This is a genomic window from Halopseudomonas salina (assembly GCF_014637955.1).
In the GTDB taxonomy this organism is placed as follows: Bacteria; Pseudomonadota; Gammaproteobacteria; order Pseudomonadales; family Pseudomonadaceae; genus Halopseudomonas; species Halopseudomonas salina.
Genome location: NZ_BMFF01000004.1, coordinates 268,596 through 283,085, shown reverse-complemented (window position 1 = coordinate 283,085; position 14,490 = coordinate 268,596). Strand labels below are relative to the sequence as shown.

The following is a 14,490-nucleotide window of genomic DNA, read 5'->3' as shown; positions in this document are numbered from 1 at the left end:
CCCGGCCCTCGGGGCCGGGGCGATAGGGCCTCAGAACTGGCTGAGCGTCAGGCCCAGCTTGTAGCTCGGACCGTACTCTTCGTACTGGGCGTTGAAGCGGCGGCTGCCGGTGTAAACGTAATAGGATTCATCGGTCAGGTTCTGCGCCTCGAAGAACACCTGGAGGTTCTGGGTCAGGAAGTAGCTGGCGCTGAAATCGACAAACAGCTGATCATCGACCTGGAAGTCATAGCGTTTATCAAGCACGTTACCGACCTCGTCGAGGTAGTCGGACTTGTAGTTGCTCGACAGGCGCAGGCTGAGCTTCTCGTTCTCCCAGCCCAGGGTCAGGTTGCCTGTGACATCCGATTGACCGGGCAGGCTGATGTCGCGACCCCTGCGCGCGCCGAGATCCTGGTCGAACTGGTCTATGCGGGCATTGGAGCGCGTGAAGGTCGAATTGGCATTGAGCAGGAATCCGTTCCAGGGGCTGGGCAACCAGTTGAATTTCTGGGAGTAGGCCAGTTCAAGGCCATAAACTTCCGCCTCGTCGCCGTTGACCGAGGTTAAAGCTTCATCGAAACCCACATAGTCACCGGTACCGGCGACGTTTGCGCTGTAGATGAAGTTTTCGATGTCCTTGTAGAAGACGAAAGCTGACACAGCCCCGGCGCGGCCCATGTAGTGCTCGATCCCCAGATCGAAGTTGCTGGCTTCCAGTGGGTCAAGGCCCGGGTTGCCAAACTCGGCCTCATCACCGTCCAGCACGAATCCCGGAAACAGTTGACCGAAGGTCGGCCGCACGACGCTGTTGGTCCAGGCCGCACGGATCTGGGTTTTGGAATTGAGCTGATAGATGGCGTGCAGACCGGGCAGCCAGTGATCGTAGTCGTTGGAGGTGTTGCTGGCTTCGAAAACACCGTCATTCAACCCGGTGCCGCGGGCATCGAGCTTGGTACTCTCGTACCGTATGCCGGCAATGATACGTAGCGCGTCGATATCCACAGTATTCATGATGTAGGCGGCGTTGATGTCTTCGTCGATATCGAAATCGTTGATCCGTGATTCTTCCTCGTCGTAGAAATCGTCACGCGCCAGGCCGCCAATCAGGTTCTGTACCGCGTCCGGTGAAGCGCCTGGGCCAAAGCGACCCAGACCGTAATCGGTATTACCGCGGCTGAAGTTGGTCATGTTGAGCTGATCATCCGTAAAGCCCAGCTCATCAAAGTCTTCATAGACCCAGACATCCAGATCGTTGTCCTTTTGGCGCCGGCTGGCCTTGGCACCAAACTTCAGCTGGGACGGCATCATGCTGATGTAGAAATCCCGGGTCAGGTCCAGGCGAATGTTGCGTTCGGTGTCTGTGGTGGTCTGTTTTTCCTGCTCTACTTCATCGAGTGTGAAGCTCGATGGGTCGTAAAAGCTGTCTTCGATACTCAAGCGGGGTTTGCGCGTGTCGGTAAAGCCGGCATTGATAAAGTCATCGTTACCGGCGAAAGAGGCGTTGGCCAGACCGTCCGGGCTTTTTTCACTTGCCTGGCTGTAACCGGCCTGGGCGGCAAGAGTCCAGTCACCCAGGTGCCGTTTGCCTCCCAATACCAGGCTCTTGACCTCCTGAGTCTCCTCGCGTGCCTTCAGTTCGCGTGCCGCCTCGGCGGTGCCTGACTGACCGCTGCCTTGCGGATCTGCAAATTCAATTACGCTCGCCTGGCGGACTTCATCGTCCTTGTAGCGACTGTAAAGTGTGCGCAGATACACTTCACTGTCTTCATCAGGACGGTAATCAAAGTTGAGGCCTAACCCTGTTCGCTCCCGGGTAATGTCGTAGCGACGCTGCTCGAGCTCCTCGAGCGCTGGGCCGTTATCGAAATCCCAGGCTCCTCCGGTTTCGACATTGTCGGAGCCGAAGTCCCGCTCCTGCCAACTGACTGCGGCGGCGAACGCAAAATTGTCCACGCCGTCGCCAAGGCTGTAACGGTCACTGAATGAGCCAGACAGCTTCGGGCTGGTCTGACTGGTATTTTCATCGTAGCTTCCTTCGGCGTTAATGCTGTAGAACTGCTCGTCGTGGTCGAAACCAGACAGGCTTTCCACTTCGATAGTGCCGCCCAGGGAGTTGGCATCCATATCGGGGGTGAGTGTCTTGACGACGGAAAGCGACTGGATCAACTCGCTGGGCAATACGTCCAGCGCCACTGCGCGGCGATCGTCTTCGGGGGCGGGTACCAGCGTGCCGTTGATCGTCACGCTGTTCAGGTCCGAACCCAGGCCACGAACCCGAACGAAACGTCCTTCGCCCTGATCACGTTCTACCGAGAGGCCGGGTACTCGCTGCAAAGCTTCTGCAGCGTTGTCATCGGGTAACTGGCCAATAGCGTCGGCATGTACCACGCTTTCGATCGAACTGGAGCGGCGCTGTTCTTCAAGCGCTTGCTCCAATTGGGCTGCCTGGCCGATTACCTCGACGATCTCGGGCTGGTTTTCCGCCGCCCAACCCTGCGCGCAGGCGCTGATGGCCAATGCCATGACGCTGATTCTGAATCCATTACGAGTAACAATCTGCTTTCGGCCTGACATGGTTCTTCCCCCGGTTGATTGCCATGGAGCAAGGAGCTGCTTGCTCTGTTGCCAACGGACCTTAGGGAGCCTGGATGTCAGTTTGGTTACAATGCTTGCCGGCGCGCCCCGTTTTCGGGGGTTGTGGGGCAATTTCCAATCAGTTTTGAGCTTAATTGACTCGTCAGAACAGGAAAGAGTAAACGGTTCTACAGGCCTGCGTGGGCGCGTTGGGGCGGAGTGCGGCATTCAGAGAGAAAGATGCTGCGTTCGTGCGAGCTGAATTGACCCCCCACGCTGCAATCTCCCTGTCATCTGCCTCTGTTGTTCTGGGCAGCATGTCCCAGTCGGAGGCCTCCATGCCCTCATTGTTCGCATTTCACCGCATCAAGCTATTGGTGCTGTTTCTGGTAGCCAATCTCGGGCTGATCCTGCATTTGTCCCTGGGAGCAGTGAAGCCTCTGTCCATCTGGGATCCGCTGGACGTGGCGGGCGAGGGCGGGTCGGCGATACTGGTGCTGGTATGGATATGTCTACTGCTGAAAAGTCGACCTGCGGGTCGTGTTACCACACTCCTGTTTGCCGGTCTTGCCTGCTTGTTCTTTTCCCTGTGGATGGATGTGATTGATGAGTTCATCCAGTTGCCCGACAGCGTACGTTGGGACGGATGGCTTGAGTCCGGGCCGATGCCGGTGGGTTTCGTGCTGCTTACGTTGGGCATCTATCACTGGCACAGTGAGCAACTGGCGATCAACCTGCAGATGCGCAACCGTGAACGGCTTTACCGTGAGCATCGCGAGTTCGACACACTGACCCCGCTGGGAGGCGCGACCTATCTCAGAAACCAGATCGGGTCGTCCATTCAGCAGGCAGAAGCAGACCGTCAACCGCTATCGCTGGTCATGTTGGATATGGATACATTCAACACGATCAATCGCGATTACGGACAGGCAGAAGGTGACCGCGTGCTGCAGGTGGTCACGCAATTGGTTCTACTGAACCTGCGTGAACACGATCTGCTCTGCCGCCTGGCCGGCGACCGCTTCGTTATTGTCCTGCCCAATACATTGGAGTCGCAGGCAAAGGTAATGGCAATGGAGGTGTCACTGGCCATTGCGCACCTGGCCTACAGAACCACCGGACAGGGTGAGCGGCTTGTGCTGAGCGCCACTACGGTGGCGGTGATGGCGCGACAGGAAAGCGCGGAGGGTCTGCTGGAACGCCTGAACCTGCGCATGGCACAGGCCAAGCAGATGCCTCTGGCCCGCAGCGCATGAGCAATGCACCTGCCAGACAACGGAACTGGTACGAACGCGATGCGCGCTTCATTCCGGCCCATCACCAACCTGCCAGTCTGCTTGATCTGGCGTTGGGACGCGGAATTGACAGTCACCGACTGCTGCGGGGTACCGGACTGTTTTACCAGGATATTCTGGGTGGTCGGCAGTCGGTTACCGCCGAGCAGTTTCTGCGACTGATCGACAACGTGCGTCAACTGCAAGGCGGAGATGATTGCAGCTTTCTGTTCGGCCAGCAGTTGTTGCCCGGCCATTACGGGAATGCCAGCCACGCCCTGCGCCACGCCCAGAATCTGCAGCAGGCCCTGGAGCGTCTGGTGCTTTTACGCCGGCGCCTTTCGCCTCTTCTGACCCCCCGTTTCAGGCTGGATGACCGGTACGCTTATATCCATTGGTTCGATAGCTGCGGGGTGGGCGGACGTGAAATCTTCCTGATGGAGGCGTGCATGACAGCGGTTACGGCCATGTGTCGGTGGCTCTCGGGCGGGCCCTTGCCATGGCAATACCAGTTGCGCCATCCGAAACCCGGTTATGTCGAACAATATTGGGTACATCTGAGCGAGGAGGTGCGGTTCGGTTGCCCGCAAAACCTTATGCGTCTGCCGCGCGAATTCCTGGTTCGGCCCTGGTCCAATGTGTCCGTGACGGTAGGGCAGGTAGCCGAGCAGGCCAGCCTTGAAGAGTTGGCAGCAGCTGATGAAATGGCCCCAAGCATGCTCGATATCCTGTTCGAATATCTCCATGAACATATCCGGCAGCCCCTTGGGCTCGACCGCCTGGCCGAGGCACAGGGGATGAGCGCGGCAACGCTCAAACGCAAGCTGAAGCGACACGATACCCATTTTCAGCAGCTGCTCGATCAGGTCAGAACCTATGTGGCATTGGACCTCTATGTGAGCAAGGGCTTTAGCAGTGACGAAGTGGCGGCTTATCTGAACTTCAATGACAAGGCCAACTTCCGTCGTTCTTTCAAGCGCTGGACAGGGCTGTTGCCCAGCGATTTGCCGGGCAGCTTTGCCTGAACAGCATTGTGAACCAGCAGATCATGCTGGCGCATCGAGGTTGCTGGTTTCCCCCGGTGCCAGTGTTAACGCAATATTCTCGTGCCACTGCGCGAGCGTGCGTGGATCGCTGCGGTCAGCTTTCAGCGCTGTAAATGTCCGGGTTGCCCCCTGAGCCGCAAGCCAGTCGTCCAGGTCCTCGGCGCAAGCGCAAAAGCGCTTGTAGCGCCGGTCACCCAGCCCCAGCACTGCATATTCCAGGTGACTGAGATCCAGTGATTTGCAAAGGAAACGCTGAAAGAACTGCCGCGCATTTTCCGGCGCCGCACCCTGACCTGTCGTACTGACCACCAAAAGCATCCGCCGACACCGGCGCAAATGTCCTCTCTTGACGCTGTTCAACGGTAGCAGTTGCGCCGTAGGGGGTGCTTCGCCAAGGCTTTGTATCTGGGCAAGTGTGGCTCTTGCCAGTGTCTCGGCCGTACCGTTCTGGCTGGCGTAGGCGACTAACCATGGCGCCTCGGCGGGCGCAGCCTTCCTGCGGGAGCAGTGCCAGGACCAGAGACAGACAATCACCCAGAGCAACGTGACCAGAAGGGCCCAGCCGACGCGTTCGGCGCCGACATTTTGCATCACATTCAATATTGGCATGGATCAGAGCGCCAGCACTTCCAGCGTGGCACTGTAACTGGCCCGTCGACGGGTGACTGGCGGTGTGACTCCCGCCTTCGTGTCGTATTCCGCCTCTAGCCAATACATGCCAGCCGAAGGCCAGGTGATTTCGATCCTGCCGTTGGCATCCGTTTGCATCGTCATTTCACCCAGTTCATCGCGGTAACGGTTTCCGCCGGGAATGATCGTCACCTTCATATCGGCAGCAGGTTTGCCGTCCAGGCTGAACGCAAACTCGGCGGCTTCGCCAGCGTAGAGATCATTGGGGTGAGTGATGGGGGTTAGTTCAAGGCCTTTCCCCGTGAGCTCGAATACGCTATCGCTAGGGTTGCCGGACGTCACGAACACTTCCATGCGCGAGTTGCCCTGGGTAACCTCGAGGTCCTCTACCGAGGCTGGCAGATTGGCTTGCAGATCCTTCAGCTCACCCATCCAGCGGGCGCGTTCGCCTTTGTCAGTATAGGTGGCCATGTGGCGACCGCTGGCTACAGCCAGTTTGTAGGTACCTTTCTGGGTCAGATGCACGTCGAAGGTAGTGCGATAGCGGCCGGTTTTGCCGTTCAGTCCTTCCACCAGCGTGCCGTCAGGTGCGCTGATAAGCAAAGGCGAGGGCGCCCGCCCGTTTTGCGTCTCAGTTTTGGCAGCCGCTTCACCGATACCGGCCAGCCGCAGGGGGAAGTGCTCGAAGTAGAAAAGATCGTTTGAAACGGCGGCGTCGACGGTTATCCAGGGGTCTTCACCGGACAAGACGGTAGCTGACGGCAGCAACCAGGCGCGATGGGCCTGCGCTGGCAAAGCCAGGCAGATGGCAGTTGCTACTAGTGTGTATTTCAGAACTTTGTTCATTGATTCATTCCTTTTGGAGGCCCAGGGTTTCACCCGGAAACCGGCTGTTGTTGTATCAGGGGGTCAGCGTCAAAGTGACTCTTCCCAGTTCGTTGTCGCCCTGGATGTTTGAGGTGGTTGTTTCTTGCGGTGGCCACTGGAAAGGCAGGCGAAGCATTTCACGGCCGCCTACTTCGCGTGCCGCCTCGACCACCAGTTCGTAGTTGCCCGGGGCAAGCTCGGCGAGCGGAAGCCTGGTGTTATCCAGCGTTAACCTATGGGTGCCCGGCGGCCGGGTGGCGGCGCTGAGACCGTCGATCGGCAGGTCAAGGCTGCGGCCACTGCGGCGCCACCATTGGCGTAGATCCTTTAGCCACTTCTCGCCCTCCTGCTCAGCCAGCTTCAGGTCGTACCAGAGGGCGATATCTGCCGCGTGGCGGTTGTCCTGCTCCAGCCACAGGGCGACGTAGGGGCGATGGTATTCGGCGGCATCGAGCCGGGGGATCTGCACCTCGATATTCATCTCGGCGGCGGCAAGAGGCCCGCTGAGCAGAGCGCAAAACAGGGTCAGTGACTTGTGCATCGATTATTCCTGTCAGTGGATGAGCAAAAACATCAGTAGTAGGGGGATCAGCAGACCCAGGCCGGTCAAAGGCCAGGTTGTGGGGCGGCTGGCGACCTGACGTCGCAGCAGCAATAGCCCAGTCAGACTGAACAGCACGCAGACAGCAGCAAACACGTCAATGAACCAGCTCCAGGCAATGCCGGTATGACGGCCCTTGTGCAGATCATTGAAATAGGCGATCAAGCCGCGGTCAGTGTCCTCGAACAGCAAATCACCGGTTTCCAGATCCAGACTCAACCAGGCGTCGGCGCCGGGCCTTGGCATGCCTATGTAGAGCTCGCCCGGATTCCATTCAGGCGCGCGACCGTACAGACTGGTGTTGATCTGTTGCTCGAGAAAATCCTGCAGCCGCTGTGGTAGCCCCGCTTCGCCGATTGAGGCTTCGCGGGCCATAACCAGCAGCTCTTCGGGCAACTGCGTTTCCACCGTGGTGATGGCGTTGCGGCCTTCAATTTGCCCGGCATGGTTGAGGGTTATTCCGGTTACCGCGAACAACAGCAGACCGGCCAGGCACAGTGCCGAGCTTATCCAGTGCCATTCGCGCAACGATCCCAGGGTGAAACGCTTGTGCATGGGTTTTCTCTAGGGTTATAGGAGCCAGCGCCGGCGAACCGGCTGCCGGGTCCCGGCTCGATCAGAAGCTGTAGTTGGCCGACAGCCAGAAGCTGCGGGCTTTTTCGGTGACGTTGTAGTCGTTGCTGCAAGACCAGGTGTCCAGACTGCCAGTGCCGTCATAGGTCGGTTCACAGTTGCGGCCCGCCATGTCGCGATCGAGCAGGTTGTTGATCCTGCCATTGATGGTCAGCGCATCCGTTGCCCGGAATCGTGCACCCAGGTGATAGATGTCATAGGACTTGTAATACAGCTTGCGGGTCTGCGGTTGCGGCCCGGCGGTGGTGGCTGTGCCCCTATAGCGCTCATCCCGTACCTCGGCGATCAAGGCCAGGTTCAGCCGTGGTAATACGTCCCAACCCAGTGTGGCGTTGAACATGTGCTCCGGCGTGTTGACCAGCGGCAGGCCCTTTTGAGCGCCACTTTTCTGTTCGCTGTCGGTGTAGGTGTAGTTGCCGCTGAGGGCGACGGCGCGGGTGATATCCCATTTCGCAGCCAACTCGATACCTTTGGTATCAGCTTTGTCGACGTTGGTGCTCTGGCTGAAACTGTTGTAGCCGAGCTCGGCCCAGCCGGGCCCTACATCCACGCAGCCACTGCTCAGGTACTTCACCCCATTGGCGTCGTAGCAGTTGGGCACGGCGTCGGCTCGGGCGATCTTGTCCTTAAAGCGGTTGAAGAACAGCGTGGCATTGATGTTGAAGTTGTCCAGGTTGTCGTAATACGCCGCGACTTCATAATTGGTGCTGGTCTCGGGCTGTAGATCTGGCGAGCCGGCGAACGGGCTGACGCCCTGACCACCGAAACCGACGATCCCCGGGTACAGTTCATTGGGTTTGGGGGTCTTGTAGCCGGTACTGACACCGCCCTTGAGAGTCCACTGATCGTTGGTGCGCCAGGTGAGATAGCCGCGCGGGCTGATCTGACTGCCGAAGATGTTGTGATGGTCGTAGCGGGCACCCAGGGTCAGGGTCAGGTCATTGAGCACGTCCCAGTTATCCTCAGCGAACAGCGCCCATTGTTTGTGATCCTGGGTCGTGCCTGACTGATAGCCAGCGCCGTTCATGCCAAATACACCATCTTCCATTTCGGCAAACAGGTACTGCCCGCCGATGGTGAGATAGTGGGCGCCGAGCTGGCTGGTCAGCTTGGTATCGAAGATGGTGTTGCGGATTTCCAGCTCCCGGCGCTCCCTGGGTAGATACTCAGCCTCTAGTTGAGCCCTGATCGGGTCGGTCAGTTGCGGCGTGTTGGTACCCTGGTCGGCAACCGCCTGATCCCAGATCACCTGCAAGTTTTCCCTTTCCTGAACGGTCAGGGGCTGTGAGCGGCCCAGGTTACTGCTTGTGCTGCGTGTGAGGCTGGTTTCGCTCTGTCCGATATTCCAGCGGCCGGAGTGTGCGAGGACGAACTGCTCCCGCTCCACGCGCTGGTATTCGGTGTACCCCACACGCGGCTGGACAATGCCATTGCGACCACGCCATAGGCTGTCTACCGAGTCGAGGGTGCCGGTCTGGCCTTCGGTGTTATCGTAGCGCTGCTTGGCGACGTCGTATTCGAGCTGGAAGTCGTGGTTCTCGAGCGCTGTGAGATTAAGAGTGAATCCGGCATTCCAGTTCTTTGCCGCAACAATTTTCTTGTCACCAAAGCTGCCGCTGTCGGTAAAAGGTGTGCCGTCGCCGTTGATCAGATTCTCGACGCTGTAACCTGGGTCACTCTGCTCGCGGTCATACAGGCTGCCCCGCAGACCGAGCCCCAGCACACCCTCTATCAATGGGCCACTGGCGAACAGGTCGGTTTTCTGATCATCGCCAAACTGGGAATCCTCCTGCAGGGTGTAGCTCTGAGTTATAGCTCCCCCCCAATTCTCCTGCACCTTACGGGTAATGATGTTGATCACACCCCCCATGGCATCAGCGCCGTACAGGGTCGACATCGGCCCGCGGATAACCTCGATACGCTCTATAGCCTCCATGGAAGGCATGTACATGAACTGGCTATTGCCGAAGTTGTTCGGTCCAATATCGCCAATGTCGCTCTGACGCCGGCCATCAATCAGGACCAGAGTGTAGTCCTTGGGCAGGCCGCGCATGGTGATGCTGATATTGCCGTTCTTGTCCAGATCGGCTCCCACGTCGACGCCTTCGACATCACGCAGGGCGTCTGCCAGACCGGCGTATGGCTTACTCCTCAGTTGCTCTCGGCTGATCACGCTGATGCTTGCAGGTGCATCGGCAATCTTCTGTTCATAGCCCGTTGCCGAGACTACCGTCAGATCAGGGAGCTGGTAGGCGTCCTGCTGGTTAGCCAGTGCAATACTCGAGGCCAGCAGGGCGGCACCGCCGAGCAGGTGGCGGGTTGTGTTCGTGGGGCTGAGCGTGAAGATCATTCCGGTGTATCTCCCAGGGCCAAAGGGCCATTTAGAGTAATCAGTTTGGCTAATAGGAATAATTATCATTATTACTGTGAGGCGGATTTTATGGGCCATGTGCCGAAAGTTCCACTGCCTGGGCCGCAACACGAAGTTCCGTAAACTGGAACGCATGCGATATATTCACATTTGACAATGGTTATCATTAAATGCAGGATTCGGAGCTGCCAATCTCTCCGTGGACTCCAGGGGCAGGGCGCTTCCAGCGACGATTCGAAGGAACCAGACATTTTGGTAATGCACGACTTCAATGAAATAAGCGTATTTGCCGCGGTAGTCGAGCAAGGTGGATTAACGCCTGTATCCCATAGCATGGGTTTGCCAAAATCGACGCTGAGTAGACGTATCAGTCAACTGGAGGGCAGGGTTGGCCAGCGTTTGCTACTGCGCCACTCCAATCGCATGGTGCCGACCGAAGCCGGTAGCCTGTTTTACGACTACTGTCGTCAGTTGATGGATCTGGCAGAACAGAGCCAGCAGTCGCTGGACGATCTCCGGGAAGAGGTCAGTGGGCAACTCGTGCTGCATGTGCATAATGCCTTCGAACGTGGCTGGTTGCCGGCGGTAGTCGATGGTTTTCTGGCGCTGCACCCGGGCATTCATCTCGAACTGGTTGTAGCCGCGGGCTCGCCTGATGCCGGTCGGGGGGGAATAGGTGATCTCTGGTTATGGTTGGGGCCGGGGCAGTCGTCAAGTCTGCGCTGTGAACAGTTGGGACGCTGGGAAACTGCGCTGTACGCCAGCCCCGGGTATCTGGCCTCCCATGGCATACCTGAACGACCCGATCAGTTGGGCCGGCATCGCTGGGTCAATCTACTGGACGCGGGTTCACGCCCGGTGCTGCTGCAGCACGAGAGCGGTAGAGAGTATCTCTTTACCCCGGCACCATCGCGATTGAAGGCCAACACGCTGGTATTGCAAGCCGATTCATTGGTGCGAGGGCAGGGCATCGGCGTCTTGCCTAGCTGGTACGCGAGCCGCTACGAGCAGGCTCACCCGGGTAGTTTTGTGAAGTGTTTGCCGGAGTGGCAACCCGCGTCTTTGCAGGTAGGCCTGCACTACAGCTTTGGCCGGCCTGCCCGAAAGGTATCCGCTCTGGCTGAATGTCTGCGTCGGGAGATACCTGCAGAATGGATAGACTGAGCGCTCCTGATTATTTCAGGCGGCGCTCGATACCCATCTCCACAAGGATTTTTGCAGAGATTTCCTCGATGGAGAAAGTCGTGGTGTTAACGAAGGGAATGTTTTCGCGCTTGAACAAGCTTTCCACTTCGCGTACTTCGAACTCGCACTGGCCGAAGCTGGCATAACGGCTGTTGGGGCGGCGCTCATGACGAATGCTGGTCAGTCGGTCCGGATCGATGGTCAAGCCGAAGAGCTTGTGTTTGTGGGCTTTGAGTGCTGAGGGCAATTGCAGCCGCTCCATATCCTCTTCGGTCAGCGGATAGTTGGCTGCCCGAATACCGGATTGCAGCGCCAGATACAGCGAGGTTGGAGTCTTGCCACAGCGCGAAACTCCTACCAGGATGATATCCGCCCGGTCATAGTGTTCCGTGCGAGCGCCGTCATCGTTGTCCATGGCGTAGTGCACCGCATCGATACGCTCTTTGTACAGACCGCCATGTTGTATCGAATGTGATTTGCCCACAGAGTAGGAGGAGCCGTCACCGATTTCTTGCTCCAGGGGCGCCAGGAACGTGGAAAAAATATCGATCAGGTAGCCGTTAGAAGCAGCCAGTTCGTTGCGAATATCCTTGTTGACCACAGTGTCAAAAATGATCGGTCTGATGCCGTCCCGCTCGGCAGCTGCGTTGATTTGTTGTACCATGTCCCGCGCTTTTTCCACGGTGTCGACATAGGGTCTTAGCAGCTTGATGAACTCGACGTTCTCGAATTGTGACAGCAGGCTTTGCCCCAGCGTTTCGGCGGTGATACCGGTACCATCGGAAATGAAAAAAGCGGTGCGTTTCATGCGCGAGGCCTTAAGATGTTGGTGTCTGAGCGCGAGGATAGCGAAGTTGCCCCTGTCTCGATGGGGCCATTGTGGCGCATTTGTGTCAGTCCGGCCAGATACCAGCGCGGCAGCGCTGCCAATTCATTGATTTACGGAGAGATCACCTTGTTAGAGTACGTAGTGTCCTTCGAGCAACTGGGTGTTGACGATGTCGAACGGGTTGGCGGCAAGAACGCTTCCCTGGGTGAGATGATCAGCAACCTGGCTCACGCCGGCGTTTCCGTCCCTGGCGGTTTTGCCACCACAGCGCAGGCCTATCGCGACTTCCTGGAACAAAGTGGTCTGAATGAGCGCATTAATGCCTCGCTGGACGCGCTGGATGTCGATGACGTTACCGAGCTGGCTCGTGTAGGCGCGCAGATTCGGCAATGGATCATGGACGCGCCTTTTCCTGAAGCCCTCGATGCAGCTATCCGCAAGGCCTTTGCCGAACTGTCCGGCGACAACGACAATCTGTCTGTGGCAGTGCGTTCGTCTGCTACCGCAGAGGACTTGCCCGATGCCTCTTTTGCCGGTCAGCAGGAAACTTTCCTGAATATCCGTGGTGTGGATAATGTGATTCGCGCAGCCAAGGAGGTATTTGCTTCCTTGTTCAACGATCGCGCGATCTCCTACCGCGTGCACCAGGGCTTCGATCATAAACTGGTCGCCCTGTCAGCAGGTGTGCAACGCATGGTGCGTTCGGAAACCGGCACGGCGGGCGTCATGTTTACGCTGGATACCGAGTCGGGGTTCCGGGATGTGGTGTTTATCACTGGCGCCTACGGTCTGGGCGAAACGGTGGTACAGGGTGCAGTCAACCCTGACGAGTTCTACGTTCACAAACCTACGCTGGAAGCGGGTCGTCCAGCCATCCTGCGCCGCAACCTGGGTAGCAAGGCGATCAAGATGATCTACGGCGCCGACGCCAGCGCGGGTCGCTCTGTACAGACCGTTGACGTCGACAAGGCCGAACGTGCGCGTTTTTGTCTGAGCGATGAGGAAGTAACCGACCTGTCGAAGCAGGCACTGATTATTGAGAAACATTACGGCCGTCCAATGGATATCGAGTGGGCCAAGGACGGTGACGACGGCAAGCTGTACATCGTTCAGGCGCGTCCGGAGACGGTCAAGAGCCGCAACAACGTCAACGTGATGGAGCGTTACCTTCTGAAGGAGAAGGGCAAGGTGCTGGTCGAGGGTCGCGCGATCGGTCAGCGCATCGGCGCCGGCTGTGTACGCATCATTCACAACGTCACCGAGATGGACAAGGTCCAGCCCGGCGATGTGTTGGTCTCTGACATGACTGATCCGGACTGGGAGCCAGTGATGAAGCGTGCCAGCGCAATCATCACCAATCGCGGCGGCCGGACCTGCCATGCGGCGATCATAGCGCGCGAACTGGGTATACCGGCGGTGGTAGGAACGGGTAATGCGACAACCCAGTTGCACGATGGTCAACAGGTAACTGTTTCCTGCGCTGAAGGTGATACTGGCATGATCTACGAAGGTCAGCTGTCCTTCGACATCCGCACAAATAGCGTCGATGCGATGCCAGCCATTCCGTTCAAGATCATGATGAACGTGGGCAACCCTGACCGTGCCTTCGATTTCGCCAATCTACCCAATGAAGGCGTGGGTCTGGCGCGGCTGGAATTCATTATCAATCGCATGATTGGTGTGCATCCCAAGGCCCTGTTGAATTTCGCCAGTCTGCCGACGGACGTGAAGGACAGCGTCGAGAAGCGTATTGCCGGTTACGCTGATCCGGTCAGCTTCTATATCGACAAGCTTGTCGAAGGTGTCAGTACGCTGGCTGCCGCATTCTGGCCCAAAAAGGTGATCGTGCGTCTGTCAGACTTCAAGTCCAACGAGTACGCCAACCTGATTGGCGGTCGTTTATACGAGCCTGAAGAAGAGAATCCCATGTTGGGTTTCCGCGGTGCCTCGCGTTACATCAGCGAGTCGTTCCGCGATTGTTTTGAGCTTGAATGTCGGGCAATGAAGCGCGTGCGCGACGAAATGGGTCTAACCAACGTCGAGATCATGGTGCCTTTCGTACGTACCGTGGGCGAAGCGCAACAGGTAGTCGAGCTGCTTGCCGAAAACGGGCTCAAGCGTGGCGAAAATGGTCTTCGCTTGATCATGATGTGCGAGCTACCGGCCAATGCGCTGCTGGCTGACGAATTCCTCGAGCATTTTGATGGTTTCTCGATCGGCTCCAATGACCTGACCCAGCTCACTCTGGGGCTGGACAGGGACTCGGGTATCATTGCTCACCTATTCGACGAGCGAAATGCCGCTGTGAAAAAGCTGCTCAGTATGGCGATTTCTGCCTGTATTGCCGCGAACAAGTACATAGGGATCTGCGGGCAGGGGCCATCCGACCATCCGGATCTGGCGCGCTGGTTGATGGATCAGAAAATCGAAAGCGTTTCCTTGAATCCCGATTCCGTCATGGATACCTGGTTCTTTCTTGCCGAAGACCAGAAGTAAGG

Annotated in this window: 11 protein-coding genes; 4 read left to right on the top strand and 7 right to left on the bottom strand. The window is 57.7% G+C overall.

Going from position 1 to position 14,490, the window contains the following annotated elements; all coding sequences use genetic code 11:
- Positions 1–30 precede the first annotated feature (30 nt).
- On the bottom strand, positions 31–2,505 hold the full coding sequence (locus tag IEV54_RS11325; protein WP_223825405.1) for a TonB-dependent receptor: 2,475 nt from the start codon (positions 2,503–2,505) through the stop codon (positions 31–33).
- 389 nt (positions 2,506–2,894) lie between these two features.
- Between IEV54_RS11325 and IEV54_RS11320 the strand changes: the two genes are divergently transcribed.
- Together IEV54_RS11320 and IEV54_RS11315 are read left to right on the top strand one after the other, a co-directional pair.
- The gene (locus IEV54_RS11320; RefSeq protein ID WP_150276896.1) at positions 2,895–3,812 is read left to right on the top strand and encodes a GGDEF domain-containing protein; all 918 of its coding nucleotides are present in this window, start codon (positions 2,895–2,897) and stop codon (positions 3,810–3,812) included.
- Positions 3,809–4,855: an AraC family transcriptional regulator gene (locus IEV54_RS11315; protein WP_150276897.1), complete on the top strand. Its 1,047-nt coding sequence runs from the start codon at positions 3,809–3,811 to the stop codon at positions 4,853–4,855. The genes IEV54_RS11320 and IEV54_RS11315 overlap by 4 nt, the downstream gene beginning before the upstream one ends.
- Before the next feature lie 21 nt (positions 4,856–4,876).
- Here the strand turns inward: IEV54_RS11315 and IEV54_RS11310 are convergent, their stop codons facing one another.
- The 5 genes from IEV54_RS11310 to IEV54_RS11290 form a co-directional block, all read right to left on the bottom strand.
- Positions 4,877–5,485, bottom strand: a complete 609-nt coding sequence (locus tag IEV54_RS11310) for a flavodoxin domain-containing protein (protein WP_150276898.1) — start codon at positions 5,483–5,485, stop codon at positions 4,877–4,879.
- Between the two features lie 3 nt (positions 5,486–5,488).
- Complete coding sequence (locus tag IEV54_RS11305; protein WP_150276899.1) at positions 5,489–6,352, bottom strand: DUF4198 domain-containing protein; 864 nt, start codon at positions 6,350–6,352, stop codon at positions 5,489–5,491.
- 55 nt (positions 6,353–6,407) lie between these two features.
- Complete coding sequence (locus IEV54_RS11300) at positions 6,408–6,914, bottom strand: DUF2271 domain-containing protein (RefSeq protein WP_150276900.1); 507 nt, start codon at positions 6,912–6,914, stop codon at positions 6,408–6,410.
- Positions 6,915–6,926: 12 nt separating this feature from the next.
- On the bottom strand, positions 6,927–7,529 hold the full coding sequence (locus tag IEV54_RS11295) for a PepSY-associated TM helix domain-containing protein (protein WP_150276901.1): 603 nt from the start codon (positions 7,527–7,529) through the stop codon (positions 6,927–6,929).
- Between the two features lie 61 nt (positions 7,530–7,590).
- Positions 7,591–9,957, bottom strand: coding sequence for a TonB-dependent receptor domain-containing protein (locus IEV54_RS11290; RefSeq protein ID WP_150276902.1), 2,367 nt, complete (start codon positions 9,955–9,957; stop codon positions 7,591–7,593).
- Between the two features lie 279 nt (positions 9,958–10,236).
- Between IEV54_RS11290 and IEV54_RS11285 the strand changes: the two genes are divergently transcribed.
- On the top strand, positions 10,237–11,142 hold the full coding sequence (locus IEV54_RS11285) for a LysR family transcriptional regulator (RefSeq protein ID WP_150276903.1): 906 nt from the start codon (positions 10,237–10,239) through the stop codon (positions 11,140–11,142).
- Positions 11,143–11,152: 10 nt separating this feature from the next.
- Here the strand turns inward: IEV54_RS11285 and ppsR are convergent, their stop codons facing one another.
- On the bottom strand, positions 11,153–11,971 hold the full coding sequence (gene ppsR, locus IEV54_RS11280) for a posphoenolpyruvate synthetase regulatory kinase/phosphorylase PpsR (protein WP_150276904.1): 819 nt from the start codon (positions 11,969–11,971) through the stop codon (positions 11,153–11,155).
- 147 nt (positions 11,972–12,118) lie between these two features.
- Here ppsR and ppsA point away from each other — a divergent pair, with 147 nt between their 5' ends.
- Positions 12,119–14,488 carry a phosphoenolpyruvate synthase gene (ppsA, locus tag IEV54_RS11275; RefSeq protein WP_150276905.1) on the top strand — a complete coding sequence of 790 codons (2,370 nt, stop codon included), beginning with the start codon at positions 12,119–12,121 and terminating at the stop codon, positions 14,486–14,488.
- Positions 14,489–14,490: the final 2 nt, after the last annotated feature.

Coding starts and splice junctions, on each gene's coding strand:
- IEV54_RS11310 (WP_150276898.1), bottom strand. CDS start 5,485: ATGCCAATATTGAATGTGATGCAAAATGTCGGCGCCGAACGCGTCGGC.
- IEV54_RS11320 (WP_150276896.1), top strand. CDS start 2,895: ATGCCCTCATTGTTCGCATTTCACCGCATCAAGCTATTGGTGCTGTTT.
- IEV54_RS11305 (WP_150276899.1), bottom strand. CDS start 6,352: ATGAACAAAGTTCTGAAATACACACTAGTAGCAACTGCCATCTGCCTG.
- ppsR (WP_150276904.1), bottom strand. CDS start 11,971: ATGAAACGCACCGCTTTTTTCATTTCCGATGGTACCGGTATCACCGCC.
- IEV54_RS11295 (WP_150276901.1), bottom strand. CDS start 7,529: ATGCACAAGCGTTTCACCCTGGGATCGTTGCGCGAATGGCACTGGATA.
- IEV54_RS11315 (WP_150276897.1), top strand. CDS start 3,809: ATGAGCAATGCACCTGCCAGACAACGGAACTGGTACGAACGCGATGCG.
- IEV54_RS11300 (WP_150276900.1), bottom strand. CDS start 6,914: ATGCACAAGTCACTGACCCTGTTTTGCGCTCTGCTCAGCGGGCCTCTT.
- IEV54_RS11290 (WP_150276902.1), bottom strand. CDS start 9,957: ATGATCTTCACGCTCAGCCCCACGAACACAACCCGCCACCTGCTCGGC.
- IEV54_RS11285 (WP_150276903.1), top strand. CDS start 10,237: ATGCACGACTTCAATGAAATAAGCGTATTTGCCGCGGTAGTCGAGCAA.
- IEV54_RS11325 (WP_223825405.1), bottom strand. CDS start 2,505: ATGGCATTGGCCATCAGCGCCTGCGCGCAGGGTTGGGCGGCGGAAAAC.